The 25,682-nt window shown below is 55.5% G+C and carries 27 protein-coding genes; 14 read left to right on the forward strand and 13 right to left on the reverse strand.

Annotation, left to right across the window (positions count from 1 at the left end; translation table 11 throughout):
• Window positions 1-191 precede the first annotated feature (191 nt).
• The 6 genes from cyoA to LG383_RS14000 all read left to right on the forward strand — a co-directional run bounded on the left by cyoA (window position 192) and on the right by LG383_RS14000 (window position 6,485).
• Window positions 192-1,139, forward strand: coding sequence for a cytochrome o ubiquinol oxidase subunit II (cyoA, locus tag LG383_RS13975; protein WP_106992141.1), 948 nt, complete (start codon window positions 192-194; stop codon window positions 1,137-1,139).
• 16 nt (window positions 1,140-1,155) lie between these two features.
• The gene (gene cyoB / locus LG383_RS13980) at window positions 1,156-3,147 is read left to right on the forward strand and encodes a cytochrome o ubiquinol oxidase subunit I (protein ID WP_225759405.1); all 1,992 of its coding nucleotides are present in this window, start codon (window positions 1,156-1,158) and stop codon (window positions 3,145-3,147) included.
• Complete coding sequence (locus LG383_RS13985; protein ID WP_032616828.1) at window positions 3,137-3,751, forward strand: cytochrome o ubiquinol oxidase subunit III; 615 nt, start codon at window positions 3,137-3,139, stop codon at window positions 3,749-3,751. Before cyoB ends, LG383_RS13985 begins: the two co-directional genes overlap by 11 nt.
• A complete protein-coding gene (locus LG383_RS13990) occupies window positions 3,751-4,077 on the forward strand; it encodes a cytochrome o ubiquinol oxidase subunit IV (RefSeq protein ID WP_106992139.1) in 327 nt (108 codons plus the stop codon). The genes LG383_RS13985 and LG383_RS13990 overlap by 1 nt, the downstream gene beginning before the upstream one ends.
• Window positions 4,078-4,088: 11 nt before the next feature.
• Entirely contained in the window at window positions 4,089-4,976 is an 888-nt protein-coding gene (cyoE, locus tag LG383_RS13995) for a heme o synthase (protein WP_106992138.1), read from the forward strand.
• Window positions 4,977-5,123: 147 nt separating this feature from the next.
• Window positions 5,124-6,485: an MFS transporter gene (locus LG383_RS14000; protein ID WP_225759406.1), complete on the forward strand. Its 1,362-nt coding sequence runs from the start codon at window positions 5,124-5,126 to the stop codon at window positions 6,483-6,485.
• Between the two features lie 29 nt (window positions 6,486-6,514).
• On the opposite strand, the gene LG383_RS14005 is transcribed toward LG383_RS14000, so the two are convergent.
• A complete protein-coding gene (locus LG383_RS14005; protein ID WP_225759407.1) occupies window positions 6,515-7,006 on the reverse strand; it encodes a YajQ family cyclic di-GMP-binding protein in 492 nt (163 codons plus the stop codon).
• Between the two features lie 129 nt (window positions 7,007-7,135).
• Between LG383_RS14005 and panE the strand changes: the two genes are divergently transcribed.
• On the forward strand, window positions 7,136-8,047 hold the full coding sequence (panE, locus tag LG383_RS14010) for a 2-dehydropantoate 2-reductase (protein ID WP_106992135.1): 912 nt from the start codon (window positions 7,136-7,138) through the stop codon (window positions 8,045-8,047).
• Window positions 8,010-8,603: a protein deglycase YajL gene (yajL, locus tag LG383_RS14015; protein ID WP_225759408.1), complete on the forward strand. Its 594-nt coding sequence runs from the start codon at window positions 8,010-8,012 to the stop codon at window positions 8,601-8,603. Before panE ends, yajL begins: the two co-directional genes overlap by 38 nt.
• Window positions 8,604-8,686: 83 nt before the next feature.
• On the opposite strand, the gene thiI is transcribed toward yajL, so the two are convergent.
• Window positions 8,687-10,135, reverse strand: a complete 1,449-nt coding sequence (gene thiI, locus LG383_RS14020; RefSeq protein ID WP_106992794.1) for a tRNA uracil 4-sulfurtransferase ThiI — start codon at window positions 10,133-10,135, stop codon at window positions 8,687-8,689.
• Window positions 10,136-10,327: 192 nt separating this feature from the next.
• Between thiI and xseB the strand changes: the two genes are divergently transcribed.
• From xseB to LG383_RS14040, 4 genes are all read left to right on the forward strand, one after another.
• On the forward strand, window positions 10,328-10,570 hold the full coding sequence (gene xseB, locus LG383_RS14025; protein ID WP_032616819.1) for an exodeoxyribonuclease VII small subunit: 243 nt from the start codon (window positions 10,328-10,330) through the stop codon (window positions 10,568-10,570).
• Window positions 10,571-11,470, forward strand: coding sequence for a (2E,6E)-farnesyl diphosphate synthase (ispA, locus tag LG383_RS14030; protein ID WP_142488423.1), 900 nt, complete (start codon window positions 10,571-10,573; stop codon window positions 11,468-11,470).
• A 24-nt stretch (window positions 11,471-11,494) separates the two neighbouring features.
• Window positions 11,495-13,357 carry a 1-deoxy-D-xylulose-5-phosphate synthase gene (gene dxs / locus LG383_RS14035; RefSeq protein ID WP_106992132.1) on the forward strand — a complete coding sequence of 621 codons (1,863 nt, stop codon included), beginning with the start codon at window positions 11,495-11,497 and terminating at the stop codon, window positions 13,355-13,357.
• A 65-nt stretch (window positions 13,358-13,422) separates the two neighbouring features.
• A complete protein-coding gene (locus LG383_RS14040; protein ID WP_106992131.1) occupies window positions 13,423-14,397 on the forward strand; it encodes an aldo/keto reductase in 975 nt (324 codons plus the stop codon).
• Between the two features lie 82 nt (window positions 14,398-14,479).
• Here LG383_RS14040 and thiL read toward each other — a convergent pair whose 3' ends face one another.
• From thiL to nrdR, 5 genes are all read right to left on the reverse strand, one after another.
• The gene (gene thiL, locus LG383_RS14045) at window positions 14,480-15,451 is read right to left on the reverse strand and encodes a thiamine-phosphate kinase (protein ID WP_225759409.1); all 972 of its coding nucleotides are present in this window, start codon (window positions 15,449-15,451) and stop codon (window positions 14,480-14,482) included.
• Between the two features lie 78 nt (window positions 15,452-15,529).
• A complete protein-coding gene (gene nusB, locus LG383_RS14050; RefSeq protein WP_106992129.1) occupies window positions 15,530-15,949 on the reverse strand; it encodes a transcription antitermination factor NusB in 420 nt (139 codons plus the stop codon).
• Between the two features lie 21 nt (window positions 15,950-15,970).
• Window positions 15,971-16,441, reverse strand: a complete 471-nt coding sequence (gene ribE, locus LG383_RS14055; protein WP_012016288.1) for a 6,7-dimethyl-8-ribityllumazine synthase — start codon at window positions 16,439-16,441, stop codon at window positions 15,971-15,973.
• Between the two features lie 90 nt (window positions 16,442-16,531).
• Window positions 16,532-17,635: a bifunctional diaminohydroxyphosphoribosylaminopyrimidine deaminase/5-amino-6-(5-phosphoribosylamino)uracil reductase RibD gene (ribD, locus tag LG383_RS14060; protein WP_225759410.1), complete on the reverse strand. Its 1,104-nt coding sequence runs from the start codon at window positions 17,633-17,635 to the stop codon at window positions 16,532-16,534.
• Between the two features lie 4 nt (window positions 17,636-17,639).
• Entirely contained in the window at window positions 17,640-18,089 is a 450-nt protein-coding gene (gene nrdR / locus LG383_RS14065) for a transcriptional regulator NrdR (protein WP_032616812.1), read from the reverse strand.
• A gap of 153 nt (window positions 18,090-18,242) precedes the next feature.
• Here nrdR and LG383_RS14070 point away from each other — a divergent pair, with 153 nt between their 5' ends.
• Both LG383_RS14070 and LG383_RS14075 read left to right on the forward strand, forming a co-directional pair.
• Complete coding sequence (locus LG383_RS14070; protein WP_106992127.1) at window positions 18,243-18,782, forward strand: DUF3251 domain-containing protein; 540 nt, start codon at window positions 18,243-18,245, stop codon at window positions 18,780-18,782.
• 262 nt (window positions 18,783-19,044) lie between these two features.
• Window positions 19,045-19,929 (forward strand): nucleoside-specific channel-forming protein Tsx, encoded by an 885-nt coding sequence (locus LG383_RS14075; protein WP_106992126.1) that lies wholly within the window; start codon window positions 19,045-19,047, stop codon window positions 19,927-19,929.
• A 157-nt stretch (window positions 19,930-20,086) separates the two neighbouring features.
• On the opposite strand, the gene LG383_RS14080 is transcribed toward LG383_RS14075, so the two are convergent.
• The 6 genes from LG383_RS14080 to tgt all read right to left on the reverse strand — a co-directional run bounded on the left by LG383_RS14080 (window position 20,087) and on the right by tgt (window position 25,637).
• Window positions 20,087-20,767, reverse strand: a complete 681-nt coding sequence (locus LG383_RS14080; protein WP_106992125.1) for a YafY family protein — start codon at window positions 20,765-20,767, stop codon at window positions 20,087-20,089.
• Between the two features lie 25 nt (window positions 20,768-20,792).
• Window positions 20,793-21,158 carry a VOC family protein gene (locus LG383_RS14085; protein WP_106992124.1) on the reverse strand — a complete coding sequence of 122 codons (366 nt, stop codon included), beginning with the start codon at window positions 21,156-21,158 and terminating at the stop codon, window positions 20,793-20,795.
• Between the two features lie 141 nt (window positions 21,159-21,299).
• On the reverse strand, window positions 21,300-22,271 hold the full coding sequence (secF, locus tag LG383_RS14090; RefSeq protein WP_106992123.1) for a protein translocase subunit SecF: 972 nt from the start codon (window positions 22,269-22,271) through the stop codon (window positions 21,300-21,302).
• Between the two features lie 10 nt (window positions 22,272-22,281).
• Window positions 22,282-24,129, reverse strand: a complete 1,848-nt coding sequence (gene secD / locus LG383_RS14095) for a protein translocase subunit SecD (protein ID WP_106992122.1) — start codon at window positions 24,127-24,129, stop codon at window positions 22,282-22,284.
• 25 nt (window positions 24,130-24,154) lie between these two features.
• The gene (gene yajC / locus LG383_RS14100; RefSeq protein ID WP_106992121.1) at window positions 24,155-24,487 is read right to left on the reverse strand and encodes a preprotein translocase subunit YajC; all 333 of its coding nucleotides are present in this window, start codon (window positions 24,485-24,487) and stop codon (window positions 24,155-24,157) included.
• Between the two features lie 22 nt (window positions 24,488-24,509).
• Window positions 24,510-25,637: a tRNA guanosine(34) transglycosylase Tgt gene (gene tgt, locus LG383_RS14105; RefSeq protein ID WP_106992120.1), complete on the reverse strand. Its 1,128-nt coding sequence runs from the start codon at window positions 25,635-25,637 to the stop codon at window positions 24,510-24,512.
• Between the last annotated feature and the right edge of the window lie 45 nt (window positions 25,638-25,682).

Below are 25,682 nucleotides of genomic sequence, written 5' to 3' on the forward strand. Positions count from 1 at the left end.
GTTATAAAGCCCGGCTGGCGGTGCTTGCGTCTGAAAAACGGCTATAATTTGCAACATCTGTGACTTCCCTGGCAGAACCCGGTAACACGTTCCTGACACAGGTCTAATGATGTTTACAGTAATGTAACCTTCCCGTAAAATGCCCCCACACTTTAAACGCCACCAGGTCCCCGTGGAATTGAGGTCGTTAAATGACACTTAGGAAATACAATAAATGTTTGGGATGGTTGTCGTTATTTGCAGGCACTGTTTTACTCAGTGGCTGTGATTCTGCGCTGCTAGACCCCAAAGGACAGATTGGACTGGAGCAACGTTCGCTCATTCTGACAGCTTTCGGCCTGATGATGATCGTCGTGATTCCCGCCATCTTGATGGCTGTTGGTTTCGCCTGGAAGTATCGTGCGAGCAACAAAGATGCGAAGTATAGCCCTAACTGGTCACACTCCAATAAAGTGGAAGCTGTGGTCTGGACGGTGCCGATTCTGATCATCCTGTTCCTTGCCGTACTGACATGGAAAACCACTCACGCGCTCGAACCTGCAAAACCGCTTGTTCACGATGAGAAACCGATTACGATCGAAGTCGTCTCCATGGACTGGAAATGGTTCTTCATCTACCCGGAACAGGGCATTGCTACCGTGAACGAAATCGCCTTCCCGGCGAACGTCCCGGTGCAGTTCAAAGTAACGTCTAACTCCGTGATGAACTCCTTCTTTATCCCGCGTCTGGGCAGCCAGATTTACGCGATGGCCGGTATGCAGACCAACCTGCATCTGATCGCGAATGAAGCAGGCACCTATGATGGTATCTCCGCCAGCTACAGTGGCCCGGGCTTCTCTGGTATGAAGTTCAAAGCCATTGCCACTCCGGACCGTGCCGCTTTCGACCAGTGGGTTGCTAAAGCGAAACAGTCTCCGAACACCATGTCTGACATGGCTACGTTCGACAAAGTGGCAACACCTAGCGAATACAACAAGGTGGAGTACTTCTCTAACGTGAAACCGAATTTGTTCAAAGACGTTATTGGCAAATTTATGGACCACGGCAAGAGCATGGACGTGACCCAACCTGAAGGTGAGCATAGCTCGCACGAAGGGATGGAAGGCATGGACATGAGCCACGCGGAAACCTCTCACTAAGGGGCCGAGGAAGAAAATGTTCGGAAAATTAACACTGGATGCAGTGCCGTACCATGAGCCGATTATCATGGTTACGATTGCTGCCATTGTCATTGGTGGCGCAGCCTTAGTTGGCTTAATCACTTACTTCGGTAAGTGGAGCTACCTGTGGAATGAGTGGCTGACTTCGGTTGACCACAAAAAACTCGGTATCATGTACTGCATCGTCGGTATCGTCATGTTAATTCGTGGCTTTGCTGATGCAATCATGATGCGTAGCCAGCAGGCGCTTGCCTCCGCTGGCGAAGCAGGCTTCCTGCCGCCGCACCACTACGACCAGATCTTTACCGCGCACGGCGTGATTATGATCTTCTTCGTGGCGATGCCGCTGGTTATCGGTCTGATGAACGTTGTCGTTCCGCTGCAAATCGGCGCGCGCGACGTTGCGTATCCGTTCCTGAACAACCTGAGCTTCTGGTTCACGGTTGTCGGTGTGATTCTGGTTAACCTCTCTCTGGGCGTAGGTGAATTCGCACAGACTGGCTGGCTGGCTTACCCACCGCTTTCGGGAATTGAGTACAGTCCTGGCGTAGGTGTTGATTACTGGATCTGGGCGCTACAGCTCTCCGGTGTCGGTACTACCCTGACCGGTATTAACTTCTTCGTGACCATCCTGAAGATGCGTGCACCAGGTATGACGATGTTCAAGATGCCAGTATTTACCTGGGCATCTCTGTGCGCCAACATCCTGATTATCGCGTCATTCCCAATTCTGACTGTCACCGTCGCGCTGCTGACCCTGGATCGCTATCTGGGCACCCATTTCTTCACCAATGATATGGGCGGCAACATGATGATGTACATCAACCTGATTTGGGCATGGGGTCACCCTGAAGTGTACATCCTGGTTCTGCCGGTCTTCGGTGTATTCTCCGAAATCGCAGCGACCTTCTCACGTAAGCGTCTGTTTGGTTACACCTCGCTGGTGTGGGCAACCGTGTGTATTACCGTCCTGTCGTTCATCGTCTGGCTGCACCACTTCTTCACTATGGGTGCAGGCGCAAACGTAAACGCCTTCTTCGGTATCACCACCATGATTATCGCGATCCCAACCGGGGTTAAGATCTTCAACTGGTTGTTCACCATGTACCAGGGCCGTATCCAGTTCCACTCAGCCATGCTGTGGACCATCGGCTTCATCGTCACCTTCTCCGTAGGTGGGATGACCGGCGTACTGCTGGCTGTACCGGGCGCTGACTTTGTACTGCACAACAGCCTGTTCCTGATTGCGCACTTCCATAACGTTATCATCGGCGGCGTCGTCTTCGGCTGCTTCGCTGGCGTAACCTACTGGTGGCCAAAAGCGTTCGGCTTCACGCTGAACGAAAAATGGGGTAAACGCGCGTTCTGGTTCTGGATCATCGGCTTCTTCGTGGCATTTATGCCGCTGTACGTGCTGGGCTTCATGGGTATGACCCGTCGTCTGAGCCAGCAGATCGATCCGCAGTTCCACCCAATGCTGATGGTTGCAGCGGGCGGTGCGGTGCTGATTGCCTGTGGTATCGCGTCCCAGCTGTATATGTTCTACGTCTCTATTCGCGACCGCGATCAGAACCGTGACCTGACCGGCGACCCATGGGGTGGCCGTACGCTGGAGTGGGCAACCTCTTCTCCTCCGCCGTTCTATAACTTTGCCGTTGTGCCGCACATTCATGAGCGTGATGCATTCTGGGAAATGAAAGAGAAAGGCGAAGCGTACAAGCAGCCAGCGCATTACGAAGAGATCCATATGCCGAAAAACAGCGCAGCGGGCATGGTTATCGCCGCCTTCGCTACGGTATTTGGTTTCGCTATGATCTGGCACATCTGGTGGCTTGCGATCGTCGGCTTTGCTGGCATCGTGATCAGCTGGATTGTGAAGAGCTTTGATGAGGACGTGGACTACTACGTACCAGTCCGTGAAGTTGAAATTCTGGAAAAACAGCATTTCGACGAGATTGCTAAAGCGGGGCTGAAAAATGGCAACTGATACTTTAACCCACGCGACTGCCCATGCGCATGAACACGGGCACCACGATACAGGGCCGATGAAAGTTTTCGGCTTCTGGATCTACTTGATGAGCGACTGCATCCTGTTCTGCTGTCTGTTCGCAACCTATGCCGTTCTGGTGAACGGCACAGCGGGCGGCCCGACCGGTAAGGACATTTTCGAGCTGCCGTTCGTACTGGTTGAAACCGCACTGCTGTTATTCAGCTCCATCACCTACGGTATGGCTGCCATTGCCATGTACAAGAACAACAAGAGCCAGGTTGTCTCCTGGCTGGCGTTGACCTGGCTGTTTGGTGCTGGATTTATCGGGATGGAAATCTATGAATTCCACCACCTGATTGCCGAAGGTTTCGGTCCGGATCGTAGCGGCTTCCTGTCAGCGTTCTTCGCGCTGGTCGGTACCCACGGTCTGCACGTAACCTCTGGTCTGATCTGGATGGCGGTTCTGATGTTCCAGGTATCCCGTCGCGGCCTGACCAGCACTAACCGTACCCGTATCATGTGCCTGAGTCTGTTCTGGCACTTCCTGGATGTGGTGTGGATCTGTGTGTTCTCTGTAGTCTATCTGATGGGGGCGATGTAATGAGTCATTCAAACGATCATGGCGCTTCCCACGGTAGCGTAAAAACCTACATGACAGGTTTTATCCTGTCGATCATCCTGACGGTGATTCCGTTCTGGATGGTGATGAACGGTAGTGCGTCTAAGCCGGTTATCCTGGGTGCAATCCTGGTGACGGCGGTGATTCAGATTCTGGTGCATCTGGTTTGCTTCCTGCACATGAACACTAAATCCGATGAAGGCTGGAACCTGACGGCATTTATCTTTACCGTGATTATCATCGCAATCCTGGTAGTCGGCTCCATCTGGATTATGTGGAACCTCAACTACAACATGATGGTTCACTAAGAGCGGCGAGTATGTTTAAGCAATACCTGCAAGTCACAAAACCTGGCATCATCTTTGGCAACCTGATCTCGGTGATCGGAGGGTTCCTGCTGGCCTCGAAAGGCAGCATCGATTACACCCTCTTTATCTACACGCTGGTTGGGGTGTCACTGGTTGTTGCGTCCGGTTGTGTATTTAACAACTACATCGACAGGGATATCGACAGGAAGATGGAAAGGACAAAAAATCGGGTGCTGGTAAAAGGCCTGATGTCCCCTGCCGTCTCGCTGGTGTACGCCACCTTGCTGGGTATTGCTGGCTTTATGCTGCTGTGGTTCGGCGCCAACCCTCTGGCCTGCTGGCTGGGGGTGATGGGTTTCGTGGTGTATGTGGGCGTCTACAGCCTGTATATGAAACGTCACTCCGTCTACGGTACGCTGATTGGTTCACTCTCCGGCGCTGCGCCGCCGGTGATTGGCTACTGCGCGGTCACCAATGAGTTCGACAGCGGTGCGCTGATCCTGCTGGCTATCTTTAGCCTGTGGCAGATGCCGCACTCCTACGCCATTGCGATTTTCCGCTTTAAGGATTATCAGGCAGCGAACATTCCGGTACTGCCGGTGGTGAAAGGCATTTCCGTTGCCAAGAACCATATCACGCTCTACATCATTGCCTTTGCGGTTGCTACGCTGATGCTCTCACTGGGCGGTTACGCTGGGTACAAATATCTGGTGGTTGCTGCGGCGGTGAGCGTCTGGTGGCTCGGTATGGCACTGCGGGGTTATAAAGTGGAAGACGACAAAGTCTGGGCACGCAAACTGTTTGTGTTCTCAATTGTCGCTATCACGTCTCTGTCGGTGATGATGTCCGTCGACTTTATGGTGCCGGATTCACATAATCTGCTGACTTACGTCTGGTAAGATGTGGTCAAATAAAAAGGGTGCTTCGGCACCCTTTTTTATTCATAAAATCTATTAATAACGCATGTAATATTTGTTAAATAACAGGTTGTTTACCCCGCCCCTTCCCCGCACTACACTAATGCCTGCTTTTGATTTGAGGTGGTAATGAACGATTATAAAATGACGCCGGGCGAGCTACGCGCCACCTGGGGTTTGGGCACGGTTTTTTCGTTGCGTATGCTCGGCATGTTTATGGTCCTGCCCGTTCTGACCACATACGGCATGGTATTACAGGGAGCAAGCGAGGCGTTAATTGGTCTTGCCATCGGTATTTATGGCCTGGCGCAGGCGGTCTTTCAGATCCCCTTTGGCCTGCTCTCCGATCGTGTCGGTCGTAAGCCGCTGATTGTCGGCGGGCTACTGGTGTTTGTTGCCGGTAGCGTGATCGCCGCCCTCTCCCACTCTATCTGGGGCATTATTCTCGGTCGTGCGTTGCAGGGCTCCGGCGCCATCGCCGCCGCCGTCATGGCGCTGCTGTCGGATCTAACCCGCGAACAGAACCGTACCAAAGCGATGGCCTTTATTGGTGTCAGCTTCGGCGTCACCTTTGCTATCGCGATGGTGCTGGGTCCAATCATTACCCATGCGCTCGGGTTAAACGCCCTGTTCTGGATGATCGCCGTGCTGGCAACCGTCGGCATCGCACTGACGATTTGGGTGGTGCCCGACAGCAAAAATCATGTGCTGAACCGCGAATCGGGGATGGTTAAAGGCTGCTTCAGCAAGGTGCTGGTCGAACCGCGTTTGCTGAAGCTCAACTTCGGCATCATGTGCCTGCATATTCTGTTGATGTCCACCTTCGTCGCCCTGCCCGGGCAGCTGGCCGCAGCCGGTTTTCCGGCGGCTGAGCACTGGAAAATCTACCTCTTCACCATGCTTATCTCTTTTGTCTCCGTGGTGCCGTTTATCATCTACGCCGAAGTGAAGCGCCGGATGAAGCGCGTCTTCCTGGGCTGCGTTGCCCTGCTGCTGATCGCCGAAATCGTGCTCTGGGGTTCCGGCCCGCACTTCTGGGAGCTGGTCGCGGGCGTGCAGCTCTTCTTCCTCGCCTTCAACCTGATGGAAGCCCTGTTACCATCGTTAATCAGTAAAGAGTCTCCGGCAGGCTATAAAGGCACGGCGATGGGGATCTACTCCACCAGCCAGTTTATCGGCGTGGCCATCGGCGGCGCGCTGGGTGGCTGGGTCGATGGCATGTTCGATTCACAAACCGTATTCCTGGCGGGTGCGCTGCTGGCAACGGTCTGGCTGCTGGTGGCCAGCACCATGAAAGAGCCACGTTACGTCAGCAGCCTGCGGGTGGAAATTCCGCATGATGTGGAGGTGAGTGAGGGCTTAAAACAGCGTCTTGAAGCCAAAGAGGGCGTCAGTGAGGTATTACTGGTGCCGGAAGAGCGCAGTCTGTACGTTAAAATCGACAGTAAAGTGACTAACCGCTTTGAAGTTGAGCAGGCGCTTAAAGCCTGAAAAAAAGCCCGGCATCGCCGGGCTTTTTCTTAATCGCGGAAGTTTTTGAACTGGAACGGCTGGCCGAGATCGCCGCCACGCACCAGCGCCATCACACCCTGCAGATCGTCGCGAGATTTCCCGGTAACACGAATCTCTTCGCCCTGGATCTGTGCCTGCACCTTCAGCTTGTTGTCTTTGATGAGCTTAACGATTTTCTTCTGCATCGCGCTCTCAATGCCCTGCTTCAGTTTGGCTTCGACAAACCAGGTTTTGCCGCTGTGAACGAAGGTCTCCGGCACATCGAGGGAGGTCCCTTCGATGCCGCGCTTCAACAGCTTGGCACGCAGAATGTCCAGCAGCTGAGTGACCTGGAAATCGGACTCACTCAGGATCTTAATGGTCTTATTTGCGTCGTTCAGCTCAAAACTTGCCTCAACGCCACGAAAATCGAAACGTGACTCGACTTCACGGCTGGCATTGTCCACGCCGTTACGTACTTCCTGGATATCAACTTCGGAAACAATATCGAAAGATGGCATCTTTTCTTCTCCCTTCACTTTTGTTGCGTTGCATAATACCCGCTACGGGGCATAACTCAACAGAAGCTTAGTTGTCGACGCTATACTACATGTTGTAACACCTGGCGCAGTTGCAGGTGAGGAGGAACGATGAAAATTACCGTGCTCGGATGCGGGGCACTGGGACAACTTTGGCTCGCCGCACTTTGCAAACAGGGACACGAAGTCCAGGGCTGGATGCGCGTGCCACAGCCCTATTGCAGTGTAAACCTGATTGAAGAAGACGGGAGTATCTTTAACGAATCTCTTATCGCCAACGATCCGGATTTCCTGGCCCAAAGCGATCTTTTGCTCGTCACCCTGAAAGCCTGGCAGGTCTCTGATGCCGTGCGGGCGCTGGCGTCCACCCTTCCCCCTACGTCACCGATAATGTTGCTTCACAACGGGATGGGGACCATTGAAGAGCTTAAAAGCGTTCCCCAGCCGCTGCTGATGGCCATCACCACCCATGCGGCCCGTCGTGACGGCAACGTGATTGTTCATGTCGCCAGCGGGATGACCCACATCGGCCCGGCCAGAGCGCAGGAGGGGGACTACAGTTATCTGGCGGATCGTTTCCAGCAGGTGCTGCCGGATGTCGCCTGGCACGATAACATCCGCCCACAAATGTGGCGCAAGCTGGCGGTAAACTGCGTGATTAATCCGCTGACCGCCCTGCTGGATTGTCCAAATGGTGAGCTTAAAAACCATCCGCAGACCATAGCCACGCTGTGCGCAGAGGTCGCGGCCGTCGTGGAGCGCGAGGGCATCCACACCTCGGTGGACGATATTCGCTATTACGTTGACGAGGTCATAGAGCGCACCGCCCAGAACATCTCTTCGATGCTGCAGGATATCCGCGGGCTCCGGCATACCGAAATTGATTACATTACCGGTTACCTGCTAAAACGCGCCCGCGCACACGGTATCAGCGTGCCGGAAAATGTCCGTCTGTACGAACAGGTTAAACGTAAGGAGAGTGAGTATGAGCGCGTCGGCACTGGTATGCCTCGCCCCTGGTAGCGAAGAGACCGAAGCGGTCACTACGATCGATCTGCTGGTTCGCGCCGGGATTAACGTCACGACGGCGAGCGTCGCCAGTGATGGCAATCTGATCATCACCTGCTCCCGTGGGGTAAAGCTCGTGGCAGATGCCCCGCTGGTAGAGGTGGCCGACGGTGATTACGACGTGATCGTTCTCCCGGGCGGTATCAAGGGCGCGGAGTGCTTCCGTGACAGCCCGCTGCTGGTCGAAACCGTCAGGCAGTTCCACCATTCCGGGCGTATCGTCGCTGCCATCTGCGCGGCCGCCGCCACGGTGCTGGTGCCGCACAATATCTTCCCGATTGGCAATATGACCGGTTTCCCAACGCTGAAGGATAAGATCCCCGAAGAGCAGTGGGTGGATAAGCGTATGGTCTGGGATCCACGCGTAAACCTGCTCACCAGCCAGGGGCCGGGCACGTCGATTGATTTTGCGCTGAAGATTATCGAGCTGCTGGTCGGGCGCGAAAAAGCCTATGAAGTGGCCTCTTCGCTGGTAATGGCGGCGGGGATCTATAACTATTACGAAGCGTAGAAATTGCCCGGCGGCGCTGCGCTTGCCGGGCCTACTCGTATCATGTAGGCCGGGTAAGGCGAAGCCGCCACCCGGCACAACCACTACGGGCGATACACCTTCACATTGGTAAAGCCCTGCTCGCGAAGATAGAGCGCCTGCAGACGGCTCATCACCCCGCGCTCGCACCACAGCAGATAGGTTTTGTTCTTGTCCAGATCGCCAAATTTGGTGCTCAGCTTGTAGAACGGCACTGATGCCACTTCCACACCTTCCGGCGTAAACGGCTTCGCATCCTGCTCGTCAATCGAGCGAATATCCAGCAGCACATCGTCCGGGCCGAAACCACTGACGGTTTCGACCTCCACAACTTCCTGCTCGGTCTGCTGGGCGATTTCACGGATATCGATGTTGGACGCTTCAGCCACCACTTTCTCAAGGATGCTGAAATCGAAGTTCTCTTCTTCCGCTTCGATCTTCGCCTTCACCGCTTTCACGGTAGGGCTCTTGGAAATCACGCCGCAGTATTCCGGCATGGTACGGGCGAAGTCTTCTGTACCGATCTCACGCGCCAGGTCGATAATGTGCTCTTTATCGTGGGAGATCAGCGGACGCAGGATCAATGTATCCGAGACGTTGTCGATCAGACGCAGGTTGGTCAGGGTCTGGCTGGAGACCTGGCCCAGCGCTTCGCCGGTGACCAGCGCCTGCACGCCGTAACGCTCAGCCACTTTCGAGGCCGCACGTACCATCATGCGCTTCAGCACTACGCCCATCTGGCCGTCGTCGACTTTCTCGAGGATCTCGCCAACCACTGGCTCAAAGTTGATCGCCACAAAACGCACGCGGTGGGAGCTGCCGAAGCGGTTCCACAGATAATGAGCCACCTGACGCACGCCGATTTCATGCGCCGCGCCGCCAAGGTTAAAGAAGCAGTAGTGCACGCGGCAGCCGCGACGCATCAGCATATAGCTGGAAACACCGGAGTCGAAACCGCCGGAGATCAGCGACAGCACGTCTTCCTGGGTACCGATTGGGAAACCGCCGATACCTTCATAGCGGCCTTTCACCAGCAGCAGGCGGTCGTTTTCGATTTCCAGATTAACGGTCACTTCCGGGTTGGTCAGACGCACGCGCGCAGACTCAACGTGCTGATTCAGCCCGCCGCCGACGTAGCGTTCAACTTCAATGGAGCTAAACTCATGCTTACCGCGACGCTTGGCGCGCACGCAGAAGGTTTTACCTTCGATCTGATCGCGATACTGCGCCAGCGCTTTTTCGAAGATGTCGTGCAGGGAGGTGAAAGGAACATCTTCCACTTCCAGAATATGGTGGATCCCCGGAATACGGGTTAAGGCATCACGAATGTCCAGGCGCTTGTTTTCATCTTTAGCGCGGACTTCAACATGATCCCAGTGACGCACGACGGCCAGCGTCTCGTCGTAGTGCTTCAGAACGTTACGAATGTTCCCGGTTAAAATTTTAATAAAGCGCAAACGCACAGATTGGCTTTTGATGGTGATTTCAGGGAACAATTTAATGATAAACTTCATGGCGGCAATGTTTCTTTGGCAAGCGATAAGGCTTGTAATGGAAAAGTACAGCAGCCCACATTTCCAGGGCTGCATCCAGGCGCGGAAGTATACCACCATCGCGTGGCTCCTGCGCACATTGCGCGTTATTTGATAATTACCCTGAGTCCGATACCATATCAGGGATAAAAAACTGAGAGTCAGACATTCACTATGCCGAAGAAAAACGATGCACCCGCCAGTTTCGAAACTGCGCTGAGTGAACTGGAGCAAATCGTTACCCGTCTGGAAAGCGGCGACCTGCCGTTAGAAGAGGCGCTTAATGAATTCGAACGCGGCGTGCAGCTGGCGCGCCAGGGCCAGGTTAAACTGCAACAGGCGGAACAACGCGTGCAGATCCTGCTCTCCGATAACGAAGATGCCGCCACGACCCCCTTCACACCGGATGCCGAGTAGATGGACTTTTCGAACCAGCTTCAGGCGTGCGTCGGGCGTGCTGACGACGCACTGCGCCGTTTTATCGCTCCCCAGCCTTTTCAGAACACTCCACTGGTTGAGGCCATGCATTATGGCGCACTGTTAGGCGGCAAACGCCTGCGTCCTTTTCTGGTGTATGCCACCGGCGGAATGTTCGGCATCAGCGCCGATACGCTGGATGCGCCAGCCGCTGCGGTCGAGTGTATTCACGCCTACTCGCTGATCCACGACGATCTGCCGGCGATGGACGACGACGATCTGCGTCGCGGTCAGCCGACCTGCCACATTAAATTTGGCGAAGCGAACGCCATTCTGGCGGGCGATGCCCTGCAAACCCTGGCGTTCTCGATTCTGAGCGATGCGCCGATGGTGGAAGTGGCGGATCGCGATCGTCTGGCGATGGTCTCCGAGCTGGCAATGGCCAGCGGTGTTGCCGGTATGTGTGGCGGTCAGGCGCTGGATCTGGAGGCAGAAGGCCGTCAGGTTAATCTGGAACAGCTGGAGCGAATTCATCGCCACAAGACCGGGGCATTGATTCGTGCAGCCGTTCGTCTGGGCGCGCTGAGCGCGGGTGAACAGGGTCGCAAAGCCTTGCCGGTTCTGGATCGTTATGCAGAAAGTATCGGTTTAGCCTTCCAGGTTCAGGATGACATTCTGGATGTCGTGGGCGATACTGCAACATTGGGTAAACGTCAGGGTGCCGATCAGCAGCTTGGCAAAAGTACCTATCCCGCCCTTCTGGGCCTTGAGCAAGCCCAACAAAAAGCCCGGGACCTGATTGCGGATGCCCGTCAGTCGCTAGAGCAACTGGCCGCGCAGTCACTGGACACCTCGGCACTGGAAGCGCTAGCGGACTATATAATCCAGCGTGATAAATAACGAAAACACCACGATGAGTCTCTGATGAGTTTTGATATTGCCAAATACCCGACACTGGCGTTGGTTGACTCCACCCAGGAGTTACGTCTGTTGCCGAAAGAGAGCCTGCCGAAGCTGTGTGACGAGCTGCGTCGCTATCTGCTTGACAGCGTAAGCCGCTCCAGCGGCCATTTCGCCTCCGGGCTTGGCACGGTGGAACTCACCGTGGCGCTGCATTATGTCTATAACACGCCCTTCGATCAGCTGATCTGGGACGTGGGTCATCAGGCTTATCCGCACAAAATTCTCACTGGTCGTCGTGATAAAATTGGCACCATTCGCCAGAAAGAGGGCCTGCATCCGTTCCCGTGGCGCGGCGAGAGCGAATACGACGTGCTGAGCGTCGGTCACTCTTCCACCTCCATTTCTGCCGGGATCGGTATTGCCGTTGCCGCCGAAAAAGAGAACAAACAGCGTCGCACCGTCTGCGTCATTGGCGATGGCGCGATCACCGCCGGGATGGCCTTTGAGGCGATGAACCACGCGGGCGATATCAAACCCGACATGCTGGTGGTGCTCAATGACAACGAGATGTCGATTTCCGAAAACGTCGGGGCGCTGAATAACCACCTGGCGAATCTACTTTCGGGCAAGCTCTACTCCAGCCTGCGCGAAGGCGGTAAAAAAGTTCTCTCCGGCGTACCGCCGATCAAAGAGCTGTTGAAGCGCACCGAAGAGCACATCAAAGGCATGGTAGTGCCGGGCACGCTGTTTGAAGAGCTGGGCTTTAACTACATCGGCCCGGTAGATGGGCACGACGTGCTGAGCCTGGTCTCGACGCTGAAAAACATGCGCGACCTGAAAGGCCCGCAGTTCCTGCACATCATGACCAAAAAAGGCCGGGGCTACGAACCGGCCGAAAAAGACCCGATCACCTTCCACGCGGTGCCTAAATTCGATCCGACCAGCGGCTGCCTGCCAAAAAGCAGCGGCGGGATGCCGAGCTATTCGAAAATCTTCGGTGACTGGCTGTGTGAAACCGCCGCCAAAGACAGCAAGCTGATGGCCGTGACCCCGGCGATGCGCGAAGGCTCCGGGATGGTCGAGTTTTCCCGCAAATACCCGACGCAATATTTTGATGTCGCCATCGCCGAGCAACATGCGGTGACCTTTGCCGCAGGCCTGGCGATTGGCGGTTACAAGCCGGTAGTGGCGATCTACTCCACCTTCCTGCAGCGCGCCTATGACCAGGTGATCCACGACGTCGCCATCCAGAAACTGCCGGTGCTGTTCGCCATTGACCGGGCGGGTATTGTCGGCGCCGACGGCCAGACGCACCAGGGGGCGTTCGATCTCTCCTTCCTGCGCTGTGTCCCGGATATGGTGGTGATGACCCCAAGCGACGAGAACGAATGCCGACAGATGCTCTTCACCGGCTATCACTATCAGGATGGCCCTACCGCCGTGCGTTATCCTCGCGGTAACGCCGTGGGCGTGACCCTGGAGCCGCTGGCAAAACTGCCGATTGGTAAAGGCGTCGTCAAACGTCGCGGTGAAAAGCTGGCGATCCTGAACTTCGGTACGCTGATGCCGGAAGCGGCAAAAGTGGCGGAATCCCTTAACGCGACGCTGGTGGATATGCGCTTTGTGAAGCCGCTGGATGAAGCCCTGATTCTGCAGATGGCATCGCAGCATGAAGCCCTGATCACCCTGGAAGAAAATGCCATTATGGGTGGCGCAGGCAGCGGTGTGAACGAAGTGCTGATGGCGAAACGTAAAGTCGTGCCGGTGCTAAACCTTGGCCTGCCGGATCACTTTATTCCGCAGGGCACCCAGGACGAAGCGCGCGCCGACATCGGTCTGGACGCCGCAGGTATCGAAGCCCGCATCACCGCCTGGCTGGCATAATCCCTCCCCTTTCCGCTCCTGCTATGCTTAACGGTACGTTTTAAGTAATCAGCAGGAGTGGAACCATGCAATACAATATATTAGGAAAAACAGATCTTAAGGTTTCCCGACTTTGCCTGGGCTGCATGACCTTTGGCGAGCCGGACCGGGGTAAGCACGCCTGGACGTTGCCGGAAGAGAGCAGCCGCCCAATCATCAAACACGCCCTCGAAGGCGGCATTAACTTCTTTGATACCGCTAACAGCTACTCCGACGGCAGCAGCGAAGAGATCGTCGGCCAGGCCCTGCGCGACTTTGCCCGCCGCGAAGAGGTGGTGGTCGCCACCAAGGTTTACCATCAGACAGGGGATCTGGCAGAAGGCCTCTCCCGGGCGCAGATCCTGCGCTCCATTGATGACAGCCTGCGACGCCTGAACATGGAGTATGTCGATCTGCTGCAAATCCACCGCTGGGATTACAACACGCCGATTGAAGAGACGCTGGAAGCGTTGAATGACGTGGTCAAAGCGGGTAAAGCGCGCTATATCGGCGCCTCGTCAATGCACGCCGCCCAGTTTGCCGAAGCCCTGGCGCTGCAGGAACAGCACGGCTGGGCGCCGTTTGTCACCATGCAGGATCACTACAACCTGATCTACCGCGAAGAAGAGCGCGAGATGTTACCCCTGTGCTATCAGCACGGCGTGGCGGTGATCCCGTGGAGTCCGCTGGCACGCGGGCGGTTAACCCGTCCGTGGGGCGAAACCACGGCCCGCTCGGTATCGGATGAGTTTGGTAAAACGCTTTATGAGGAAACCGAAGCTAACAACGCGCAAATTGCCGAACGGGTAGCGAGGATTGCCGAGGAGCTCGACGTGACGCGCGCTCAGGTGGCGCTGGCGTGGGTGTTAAGTAAACGAGGGGTTGCCGCACCGATTATCGGTGCCTCGCGCGAAGAACAACTGGATGAGCTGATCAACGCCGTGGATATCACCCTGACGCCGGAACAAATTGCCGAACTGGAGACGCCGTACAAGCAGCATCCGGTCGTTGGGTTCAAATAAAAAAGCCCGGTGGCGCTACGCTTACCGGGCCTACGATAGCATTTGTAGGCCGGGTAAGGCGAAGCCGCCACCCGGCAACACCTCACGCGAAGTGATCGTACCCTTTCCAGTCGAGCGTCACCGGCGAGCCGTTCTGCACGAACTGCATCCCTTCGCTTTCCGGCATGATCTGGCCGATACAGGTAAACCCGGCACCCAGATTGGCTAACGCCACATCCAGCGTCCCGCGATTCAGCTCAGGCACGGTAAAGCACAGCTCATAATCTTCGCCGCCGGAGAGCGCCCAGCGCAACGCCTGCTCAGGCTCAACATGCCTGCGCATCGCCTCAGAGAGTGGGAACAGATCGAGGTCGATCCGCGCGCCCACGCCGCTGGCTTTCAGAATATGGCCCAGATCGGAGATCAGGCCATCCGAGAGATCGATAGCCGAGCTGGCGCGATCGCGCAGCGCCTGGCCGTGCAGAATGCGCGGGGTCGGACGCAGATGGCGTTGCACAAAATAGGCCGCGTCATCGGCACGCTCTATGGTTAGGCGATTCTGCAAGACAGCCAGGCCCGCGGCGCTATCTCCCGGTGTACCGGTGACGTAAATCCAGTCGCCCGGTTTCGCGCCAGACCGTTTGAGTGCGCGTCCATTAGGCACATAGCCGTGGATCGCCAGGGTCATCGACAGCGGACCGGCGGTGGTATCGCCGCCGATCAGCTGCATATCGTAATAGTTAAGCTGTTCAAACAGCGCGTCGCTAAAGGCCTCAAGCCAGCTTTCATCGACTTTTGGCAGGGTCAGAGCCAGCGTTAACCACGCCGGATCGGCCCCCATCGCCGCCAGATCGCTCACGTTCACCGCCAGCGCTTTATAGGCCAGATCGGCAGGATCGATATCCGGCAGAAAATGGTGACCAGACACTAAGGTGTCGGTGCTGATTGCCAGCGTCTGTTTTTCGGGGATATTGAGAAGTGCACAGTCGTCGCCGATGCCGGTTTCCACATCGCGACGCGAGCTTCTGACTCGGTCAAAATAACGGGCAATCAGGGAAAACTCGCCACATGCCATGCGTTATGCCTCAGCAAAGAAAATAAAAAAACCGGAGCCCGCACCGCCCAAAGGCGATACGAAACTCCGGCTTGCGGATCACTTTTTACGGGGACGGATCGCAGGTGCAGCTTTATCCAGCACGCCATTCACAAATTTGTGACTGTCTTCAGCACCGAAGGTTTTCGCCAGCTCGATCGCTTCGTTGATGGCCACTTTGTAAGGCACATCATCACGTTTAGCCAGTTCAAACAGGGCGATACGCAGCACCGCTTTTTCAACCTGACCCAGCTCTTCGAGCAGACGGGAAAGGTACGGCTTCATCAGACCGTCGAGATACGCGCTATTAGTCGCCACTCCCGACAGCAGTTCACGGAAGTACACGACGTCAACGTCTTTGACGTCTTGTTCCGCCAGGAACTGGTATTCAACATCAGCGATGTCGTTCTGGGACAACTGCCAGGAGTAAAGTGCCTGAACGGCACATTCACGGGCGCGGCGACGAGCAGCAGGTTTCACGGAATTCCCCTTACAAAAAAATCAGGCCTTGATGGCTTTCAATACATTGATCATTTCAAGCGCGGTCAGTGCAGCTTCTGCACCTTTGTTACCGGCTTTGGTGCCAGCACGTTCGATGGCTTGTTCAATACTTTCAGTGGTGAGTACGCCGAACGCGACAGGAATTTCTGCTTCCTGTGCCACGTGCGCCAGACCGTTGCTTGCGCCACCGGCAACATATTCAAAGTGCGCGGTACCGCCACGAATCACTGTACCCAGCGCAATTACCGCATCGTATTTGCCGGTTTTCGCCAGTGCGCCCGCTGCCAGTGGCAGTTCGTAAGCACCCGGAACCCAGACAACGGTAATGTTTTCGTCTTTCACCTGGCCGATACGTTTCAGGGCGTCAATCGCACCATCCAGCAGGCTGTCGTTGATGAAGTTGTTGAAACGCGCAATGGTGATGGCGACGCGAGCGTCCGGGGTAGCAACGGCTGCTTCAATAATGTTCATACTCTTCCTTAACGGGTTCATTTGGTGGCCCCGCAGGGGGGCGGATTTTATCATAATATTTTGCGCACTGCTTCCCTATTTAGGCAAGCCTTACGCGGTGGTCAGGTGGAGACAGAGATCCGGTCCAACCGGGCGTATCTCGCTAAAGTTAAATGCTGGCGCATCCGCCAGCGTTTCCAGCCCTGGTAACACGCACAGGCCGCGGGCGTCGCTGCCTAACAGTTTAGGCGCCAGATAGACAATCAGCTCATCCACCAGCCCGGCCTGCAACAGCGCGCCGGCCAGCGTCGGGCCCGCTTCTACCCAGATACTGTTGATCTGCTGTTTGCCCAGCAACATCATCAGCACCACTAAATCCACGTGCCAATTGTGCTCCGGCACCAGAATGCTGCGTACGCCTTCGGGCCAGCTGCGCTCATCTTCCTGAGTGCGGGCAAACCAGGTTTCCCCGGGCTGCTGCACAATGCGGTGCTCAGGGGTAACCTGGTTCTGCCGGTCGACCACAATGCGCAGCGGCTGGCGCAAATTCTCTTGCGGGTACAATTTCTGGGTGTCGGCATTCAGCTCATCCCAGCGCACGGTCAATGCCGGATCGTCGGCCAAAACGGTGGCATGGCTGGTGAGAATAGCATGGCTTTGCGCGCGCAGACGTTGCACATCGCGCCTTGCCTGCGGGGAGGTGATCCACTGGCTTTCGCCGCTGGCCATCGCCGTGCGGCCATCCAGCGAGGCGCCCAGCTTCAATTGAATATAGGGAAAACCGGTACGCATCCGCTTGAGGAAGCCTTTATTCAGGCGCTCGGCTTCGCTCATCATCAGGCCATGGCTGACCTCAATCCCCGCCTGCTGCAGGCGATACAGGCCGCGACCGGCGACCTGTGGGTTAGGATCCTGCATGGCCGCGACAACCCGGGAGATACCGGCCGCTATCAGCGCATCGCAGCACGGCGGCGTGCGCCCGTGATGGCTGCAGGGTTCCAGCGTGACGTAGGCGGTGGCGCCGCGCGCCTTCTCGCCGGCCATACGCAGGGCATGCACTTCTGCATGCGGCTCACCGGCACGATAGTGAAAACCTTCCCCGACGATCTCGCCATCTTTAACGATAACGCAGCCGACATTGGGGTTGGGATGGGTCGTAAAACGACCGCGCTGCGCCAGCTTCAGCGCTCGCGCCATGTAAATCTCATCCTGCATATGCTTAATCCTGTAGGCGGGCGATCTCTTCCCCGAACTCTTTAATGTCTTCGAAACTGCGGTAAACAGAGGCAAAGCGGATATAGGCCACTTTATCGAGCTTTTTCAGCTGTTCCATCACCAGGTTGCCGATCATTTTGCTTGGCACCTCACGCTCGCCGGTGGCGCGCAGCTGGGTTTTGATGTGATTAAGCGCCATTTCGACGTCATCTGCGCTGACTGGCCGTTTTTCCAGTGCTTTTAGCATCCCGCTGCGCAGCTTTTCTTCGTTGAAGGGTTCGCGGACGTCATTACTTTTCACGACGCGGGGCATCACCAGTTCTGCCACTTCAAAGGTGGTGAAACGTTCGTTACACACCAGGCACTGACGACGGCGGCGTACGGATGAGCCCTCTCCCACGAGGCGGGAGTCGATTACTTTGGTATCCACGGCGAGACAGAATGGGCAATGCATACGGTGTCCTGGCTATCGGGTTGACTGAGCTCCATTTTACCCTGAACTGGGCTGACAACAAAGAAGGAGCGTTTTTGAGATAAAGGATCTATACGCGGGGCAGCGTCGTTGACTACCCTTAGCAGAATCCGTTATTTCAGGGAAATAATTGCCATGACAAGACGTTACCTACATGTTTTGCTGCTGGGAAGCCTTTTTAGCCTCAGCGCCTGCGCCCAGCAAAGCGAAGTGCGCCAGATGAATCAGAGCATCAGTTCACTGAATACCACTATGAACAAGCTCAACCAGGAAACCGTCAAGATCACTCAGCAGAATGCACTGAACGCCAAATCGACCAGCGGCGTCTATCTGCTGTCAGGGTCGAATACCCCTGCCCGGCTGAACAGCCAGATTGGTACGCTGAAGATGTCACTGGTGAACGCGGCGCCGAACGCCGACGGCACCCGCGCCACGCTGCGTATTCAGGGGGAATCAAACGATCCGCTGCCGGCATTCAGCGCTACCGTTGAGTGGGGCCAGATCCAGGGCACCACCGACAGCTTCCAGGAAGTGAACGTCCAGACCCAGCTAATTAATGCTCCGGCCAGCGTGCTGGCACCGAGCGATGTCGACATTCCGCTTCAGCTAAATGGCCTGACCCCCGATCAGCTCGGTTTCATCCGTATCCACGATATTCAGCCCGTCGCGCAATAATCCCCCTGCGGAACGTGTTACACGTTCCGCTCCCCTCTTTATTTACAAACATTGGCAACAGAAATGTTTGCTATTACAATCCGCTCCGTTAAAAATACGCAAACGTGAACGCAATCGATTACGTATGTGAGAGAACTGTGAAACAACACATATTTTTGTGAGCAAGGATTCCTATAATAGGCTCCCAGAAATACGAAATATTTAGAAACGCAATTCGCGCCTTTTTCACTCCCGTAAGGGATTTCAAATCAGTGGCATCATTATGAAAAAAACATTACTGGCAGCCGGTGCAGCGCTGGCACTTTCTTCAACTTTCGCTGTGCAGGCAGCAGAAAACGACAAACCAGAATACGTTTCCGACTGGTGGCACCAGAGCGTTAACGTTGTGGGCAGCTACCACACCCGTTTTGGACCGCAGATCCGCAACGATACCTACCTGGAATACGAAGCGTTCGCTAAGAAAGACTGGTTTGATTTCTATGGTTACATGGATGCACCGGTCTTCTTCGGTGGTAACACTGATGCGAAAGGTATCTGGAACCACGGTTCCCCACTGTTCATGGAGATCGAACCGCGCTTCTCCATCGATAAACTGACCGGCACCAGCCTGGCGTTTGGTCCGTTCAAAGAGTGGTACGTCGCAAACAACTACATCTACGACATGGGCCGCAACAAGTCTGGTCGTCAGAGCACCTGGTACATGGGTCTGGGTACTGACATCGACACCGGTCTGCCGATGAGCCTGTCCATGAACGTGTATGCCAAATACCAGTGGCAGAACTACGGTGCAGCGAACGAAAACGAGTGGGATGGCTACCGTTTCAAAGTGAAATACTTTGTGCCAATCACCCAGCTGTGGGGCGGCAACCTGAGCTACATCGGCTTCACCAACTTTGACTGGGGTTCAGACCTGGGCAACGACGACTTCCGTGACCTGAACGGTAAGAAAGCGCGTACCAATGACTCCATCGCCTCCAGCCACATCCTGGCGCTGAACTACGATCACTGGCACTACTCTGTTGTGGCGCGTTACTGGCACAACGGTGGCCAGTGGAACGACGACGCCAGCCTGAACTTCGGCGACGGCGACTTCAGCGTCCGTTCTACCGGCTGGGGTGGTTACCTGGTTGTGGGTTATAACTTCTAATCCTGTAGTTGTGCCGGGTGGCGAAATAAAAGCAAAACGGCAACCTTCGGGTTGCCGTTTTTTATGTTTGCGCCCTCTCCCGTGGGAGAGGGTCGGGGTGAGGGCATCAGGCCGCACTTACCGTAGGCCGGGTAAGGCGTAGCCGCTACCCGGCATCTTATTGCTTCACCTTCCTCAAAAAATCCGCCAGCGAACGCTCCGCGCTTTCGCTAAAGCGTCTGTCCGTTATCATGATATTCAGACACCTGTCGAGCCGGAAACAGCGGTAGTCATCCCGCCGTTCGCACCAGGCCGCCAGCAGCCAGTGCTCGCCCCAGAAGAACAACCCCAGCGGCTGAACGTCCCGGGAGGATAACTGCCCACTCTCATCCCGATAGTGCAGGCCCAGCACCCGCTGAGCGGAGATCGCCTGATGGATCACATCGAAGCCGCTGCGGGAGTGCGGCTGAAGGGCAATGTCCGGGGCGTAGATCCGGGTCTGCTCGGCCTTGCGACGGCTCTCCTCCGGCAGGATCGCCAGCACCTTTTCCTGGGCCGATTCCAGCTCACGCGACAGCGACTCCCCGCCCCAGGTTTTCAGCAGGCGGATCGCCACCATTAGCGCCTCGGACTCCTTGTTGGTCAGCATCAGCGGCGGCAGGTCGAAGCCCGTCATCAGGCGATACCCGCTTCCCGCCTCCCCTTCCACCGGCACGCCAGAGAGCGACAGATCCCGGATATCGCGATAGACCGTGCGTTCCGACACGCCGAGCCTGTCCGCCAGATGCGCTGCGGTTGTTAGCCGCCTGCCACGCAGGATCTGCACAATCTGGAACAAGCGGTCGGCGCGTCGGGTCATGGGTTCTTCGCTTTACAGGTGAATATCAGGCGGGTTGATGAAGTCCAACCCGGTTGCCTTCGCTGTCGGTAAACAGCGCGATGGTGCCAATACCGCGCGGCAGCTCAAGTGGGCCAAACACGCATGCGCCGCCAGCAGACGAAACGCGATCCAGCGTGGCCGCAAGGTTGTCAGTATGCAGGTAAATAATAGCGCCCTGCGACGAGGGTGTAATGCCGTCAAATTTTGCCAGCGCGCCGCCGGTGGCCGGATCCTCATGAGGGAAAATGGCCAACTCGGCAACGTCCATTTGCTCGCGCTTCAGCGTCACCTGCAGCACCGGCTCGTAAAATTTGATGGCACGATCCATATCCGCGACCGGAATCTCAAACCAGTTAATCACACTTTTCATACATCCTCCTGCCTGTTGTTTAGGTTCAGAAGGAGTCTACGCCAGGCCTCCTGACAGCATACTGTCAGGAGTGTTTGTCAGGAGCAGGCAAAAAAAATCCCGGCCATAAGACCGGGATTTCGTCACGCATCAGACAATGCCTTACGGCAGAATGGACGGCTGATCCGCCCCTTCTTTTTCTACTTTCTGCTGAAGCAGGTGTTCGCGCTTCATGCCAAGTTTCAGTGCCAGCGCGGACGCGACGTAGATGGATGAAGCCGTACCGATGGAAACACCGATCAGCATGGTCAGCGAGAAGCCTTCCAGAATCGGGCCGCCGAAGAGATACAGCATCAGGATCACCATCAGGGTGGTCCCGGAGGTGATCAAGGTACGGTGCAGCGTCTGGGTCAACGACACGTTAAAGATCTCGTACGGCGTACCGCGACGGATCTTACGGAAGTTTTCACGGATACGGTCCGATACCACGATACTGTCGTTCAGCGAGTAACCGATAACCGACATCAACGAGGCCACAATGGTCAGGTCGATCTCGATATGGAACAGCGACAGAACGCCCATGGTGATCACCACGTCGTGCGCCAGGGCGATAACCACCCCGGCCGCCAGACGCCACTCGAAGCGGAAACCGACATATACCAGGATGGAGATCAGCGCCACCAGCAGTGCCATCGCACCGGTCTGGGCCAGATCCGCACCCACGCTCGGGCCGACGAATTCAATACGCTTAACGGTTGCGGTCTGGCTGGTTGTTTCGTTAATCACGTTAACAACCTTGCTGCCCAGCTCCTGGCTGCCGTTGGCATCATGAACCGGCGGCATACGCACCATGATGTCGCGGCTGCTGCCGAAGTTCTGCAGCAGCGGCTCTTCGAAGCCCGCCTTCTGCAGCGACTCACGCATCTGGTCCATATCGACCGGTTTTTCCAGGTTAATCTCAATCACCGTACCACCGGTGAAATCGAGCCCCCAGTTAAAGCCCTTCACGCCCATAATGGCGATGGACAGAATCAGCAGAAAACCTGAAATGCCGAAGGCCCAGTAGTCCCAGCGCATAAAGTCCCAGACTTTACGGCCGTAGTTCAATTGTTCAACAGTATATTCCTGTGCCACAACGCACTCCTCAGATAGACAGCTTTTTAACGCGCTTGCCGCCGTACAGCAGGTTCACGATGGCACGGGTGCCGACGATAGCGGTAAACATTGAGGTCGCCACACCGATACCGGTAGTGATAGCAAAACCTTTAATGGCACCAGTACCGACTGCGTACAGGATAAGAACCTTGATAAGCGTGGTGATGTTCGCATCGAAGATGGAACTGAACGCGCCACGGTAACCTTCGTCGATCGCCTGTTGTACTGAACGCCCGTTGCTCAACTCTTCTTTGATACGTTCGTTGATCAGTACGTTAGCATCGACCGCCACCGCAAGGGTTAAGACGATACCTGCGATCCCCGGCATGGTCAGCGTCGCCCCCGGCAGCAGAGACATAATGCCGACGATCAGCACCAGGTTCGCAATCAACGCGCTTGTCGCAATCAGACCAAACTTCTTATAGAAGAAGATCATGAAGATGATGGAGATCGCCAGACCGGCCAGACAGGCTTCAAGACCCTGAGTGATGTTCTGCATACCCAGAGTTGGACCGATGGTCCGCTCTTCAACAATCTGAATCGGCGCAATCAGCGCACCGGCACGCAGCAGCAGCGAGAGCTGACGTGCTTCGTTCGGGTTGTTGATACCGGTGATACGGAAGCTATTACCCAGGCGAGACTGGATGTTGGCGATGTTAATCACCTCTTCCTCTTTCACCAGGATGGAGCGACCGTTCGCATCTTTTTTACCGCTGTCTTTGTACTCCACGAACAGGGTCGCCATCGGTTTACCGATATTGTCCTTGGTGAAGTTAGACATGATGTTACCACCGGCGCTATCAAGCGAGATGTTAACCTGCGGCTGGTTGTATTCGTCCTGGCTGGAGGTCGAGTCGGTGATGTGGTCACCGGTCAGGATCACCCGCTTGTACATCACAACCGGCTGGCCTTCACGGGTCTGCTTCACTTCAGAGTCGCCCGGAACGCGGCCTGACGCGACAGCGGACTGATCGACGTTGGTGTTCACCAGACGGAATTCGAGGGTCGCGGTTGCGCCCAGAATCTCTTTCGCACGCGCAGTATCCTGGATACCCGGCAGCTCAACCACGATACGGTCAGCACCCTGACGCTGTACCAGCGGTTCAGCAACACCAAGCTGGTTTACACGGTTACGCAGGATGTTGATGTTCTGCTGAACCGCGTATTCACGCGCTTCTTTCAGACGTTCATCGGTCATCACCGCACGCAGCTGGTTGCTGCCCTGAGAGGAGAGGACCAGGTCGCGATGACGCTGGGTCAGGTAATCCATCGCCTGATTACGGGCAGTGCTGTCGCGGAACGCGATGCTCATCCCGTAATTATCTTCCTTACGCACGGTGGTGTAAGGGATGCCTTTTTCGCGCAGATCGCTACGCAGGCTGTCGATGTTTTGTTCCTGGAGTTTGCCAAGGGCAGTTTCCATATCCACTTCCATCAGGAAGTGTACGCCGCCACGCAGGTCGAGACCGAGTTTCATCGGCTCCGCGTTGATAGAAGCTAACCAACGCGGCGTTGCAGGAGCAAGGTTCAACGCCACGACATATTTATCACCCATCACGCCCATCAGCGCTTCACGAGCGCGGAGCTGCGTGTCGGTGGAGTCGAAGCGAGCAAGAATAGCGCCCTCTTCCAGTGCCACAGACTTAGCGGTAATTTTTTCTTCTTGTAAAGTTTTCTGGACCTGGATCAGCGTTTGCTCACTGGCGGCGACGCCGCGCGCGCCAGTGATTTGAACAGCCGGATCCTCACCATACAGGTTGGGAAGCGCATACAGCAGGCCGACGACAATGACGACGACCAGCATGACATACTTCCACAAAGGATAACGGTTTAACACGGCAGTTCCCTTTGGGAAAAGTTAATTACAGCGCTTTCATGGTGCCTTTCGGCAGAACGGCAGCAACGAAGTCACGTTTAATCACTACTTCAGTAGTATCGTTCAGCGCGATAACGATGTAGCCGTTATCAGCAACTTTGCTTACACGACCTACCAGACCACCGTTAGTCAGCACTTCATCGCCTTTCGCGATGGAGTCCATCAGCTTTTTGTGCTCTTTGGTGCGCTTCTGCTGTGGACGCAGGATCATGAAATAGAAGATCAGACCGAACACCACCAGCATCAGAATCAGAGACATCGGGCTGCCCTGCGACGGTGCACCTGTTGCCGCTACCGCATCAGAAATAAAAAAGCTCATTAAAATTCCCTCATTAAATAAATTAATCAACGTTCAAAGGTGGGACATCCCGACCCTGTCGTTGGTAAAAATCGGTCACGAAGCTCTCTAATTTACCCTCTTCGATAGCCTTGCGTAAACCAGCCATTAAGCGCTGGTAATAGCGAAGGTTATGAATCGTGTTGAGACGCGCGCCCAGTATTTCATTACAACGATCAAGATGATGCAAATAGGCACGAGAATAATTGCGACAGGTATAGCAATCGCACTCGGCATCGAGCGTGCTGGTGTCGCTTTTATGCTTCGCATTACGGATTTTTACCACGCCGTCGGTCACGAACAGATGACCATTACGGGCGTTGCGGGTCGGCATAACGCAGTCGAACATATCAATGCCGCGACGTACGCCTTCAACCAGATCTTCTGGTTTGCCGACGCCCATCAGGTATCGAGGCTTATCTGTTGGAATTTGCGGGCAAACATGCTCCAGAATACGGTGCATATCTTCCTTCGGTTCCCCCACAGCCAGACCGCCGACAGCGTAGCCATCAAAACCTATCTCTACCAGACCTTTAACAGAGATATCGCGTAAATCTTCGTAAACGCTTCCCTGAATAATGCCGAACAGCGCATTTTTGTTGCCGAGGCCATCAAAGCGGTCGCGGCTACGCTTCGCCCAGCGCAGCGACATCTCCATCGAGCGTTTGGCGTAATCCCAGTCTGCCGGGTATGGCGTACATTCGTCGAAGATCATCACGATGTCGGAGCCGAGATCGTACTGAATCTCCATCGATTTTTCCGGATCGAGGAAGATCGGGTCGCCGTTGATAGGGTTACGGAAGTGAACGCCTTTTTCAGTGATCTTACGGATATCACCGAGGCTGAAGACCTGGAAGCCGCCGGAGTCGGTCAGAATTGGGCCTTTCCACTGCATAAAGTCATGCAGATCGCCGTGCAGCTTCATCACTTCCTGACCCGGGCGCAGCCACAGGTGGAAGGTGTTGCCGAGGATAATTTGCGCGCCAGTGGCTTCGACTTCTTCCGGCGTCATCCCTTTTACGGTGCCGTAGGTGCCAACAGGCATGAAGGCTGGCGTTTCGACTACGCCGCGATCGAACACCAGACGGCCACGGCGTGCGCGACCATCGGTGGTATCAAGTTCAAATTTCATTTTTTCTCCAGCGTCAGAAAAACAGTCCGGCGCGTTAGACCAGTG

This window comes from Leclercia sp. Marseille-Q4284 (assembly GCF_916618945.1).
GTDB lineage: Bacteria > Pseudomonadota > Gammaproteobacteria > Enterobacterales > Enterobacteriaceae > Enterobacter > Enterobacter tamurae.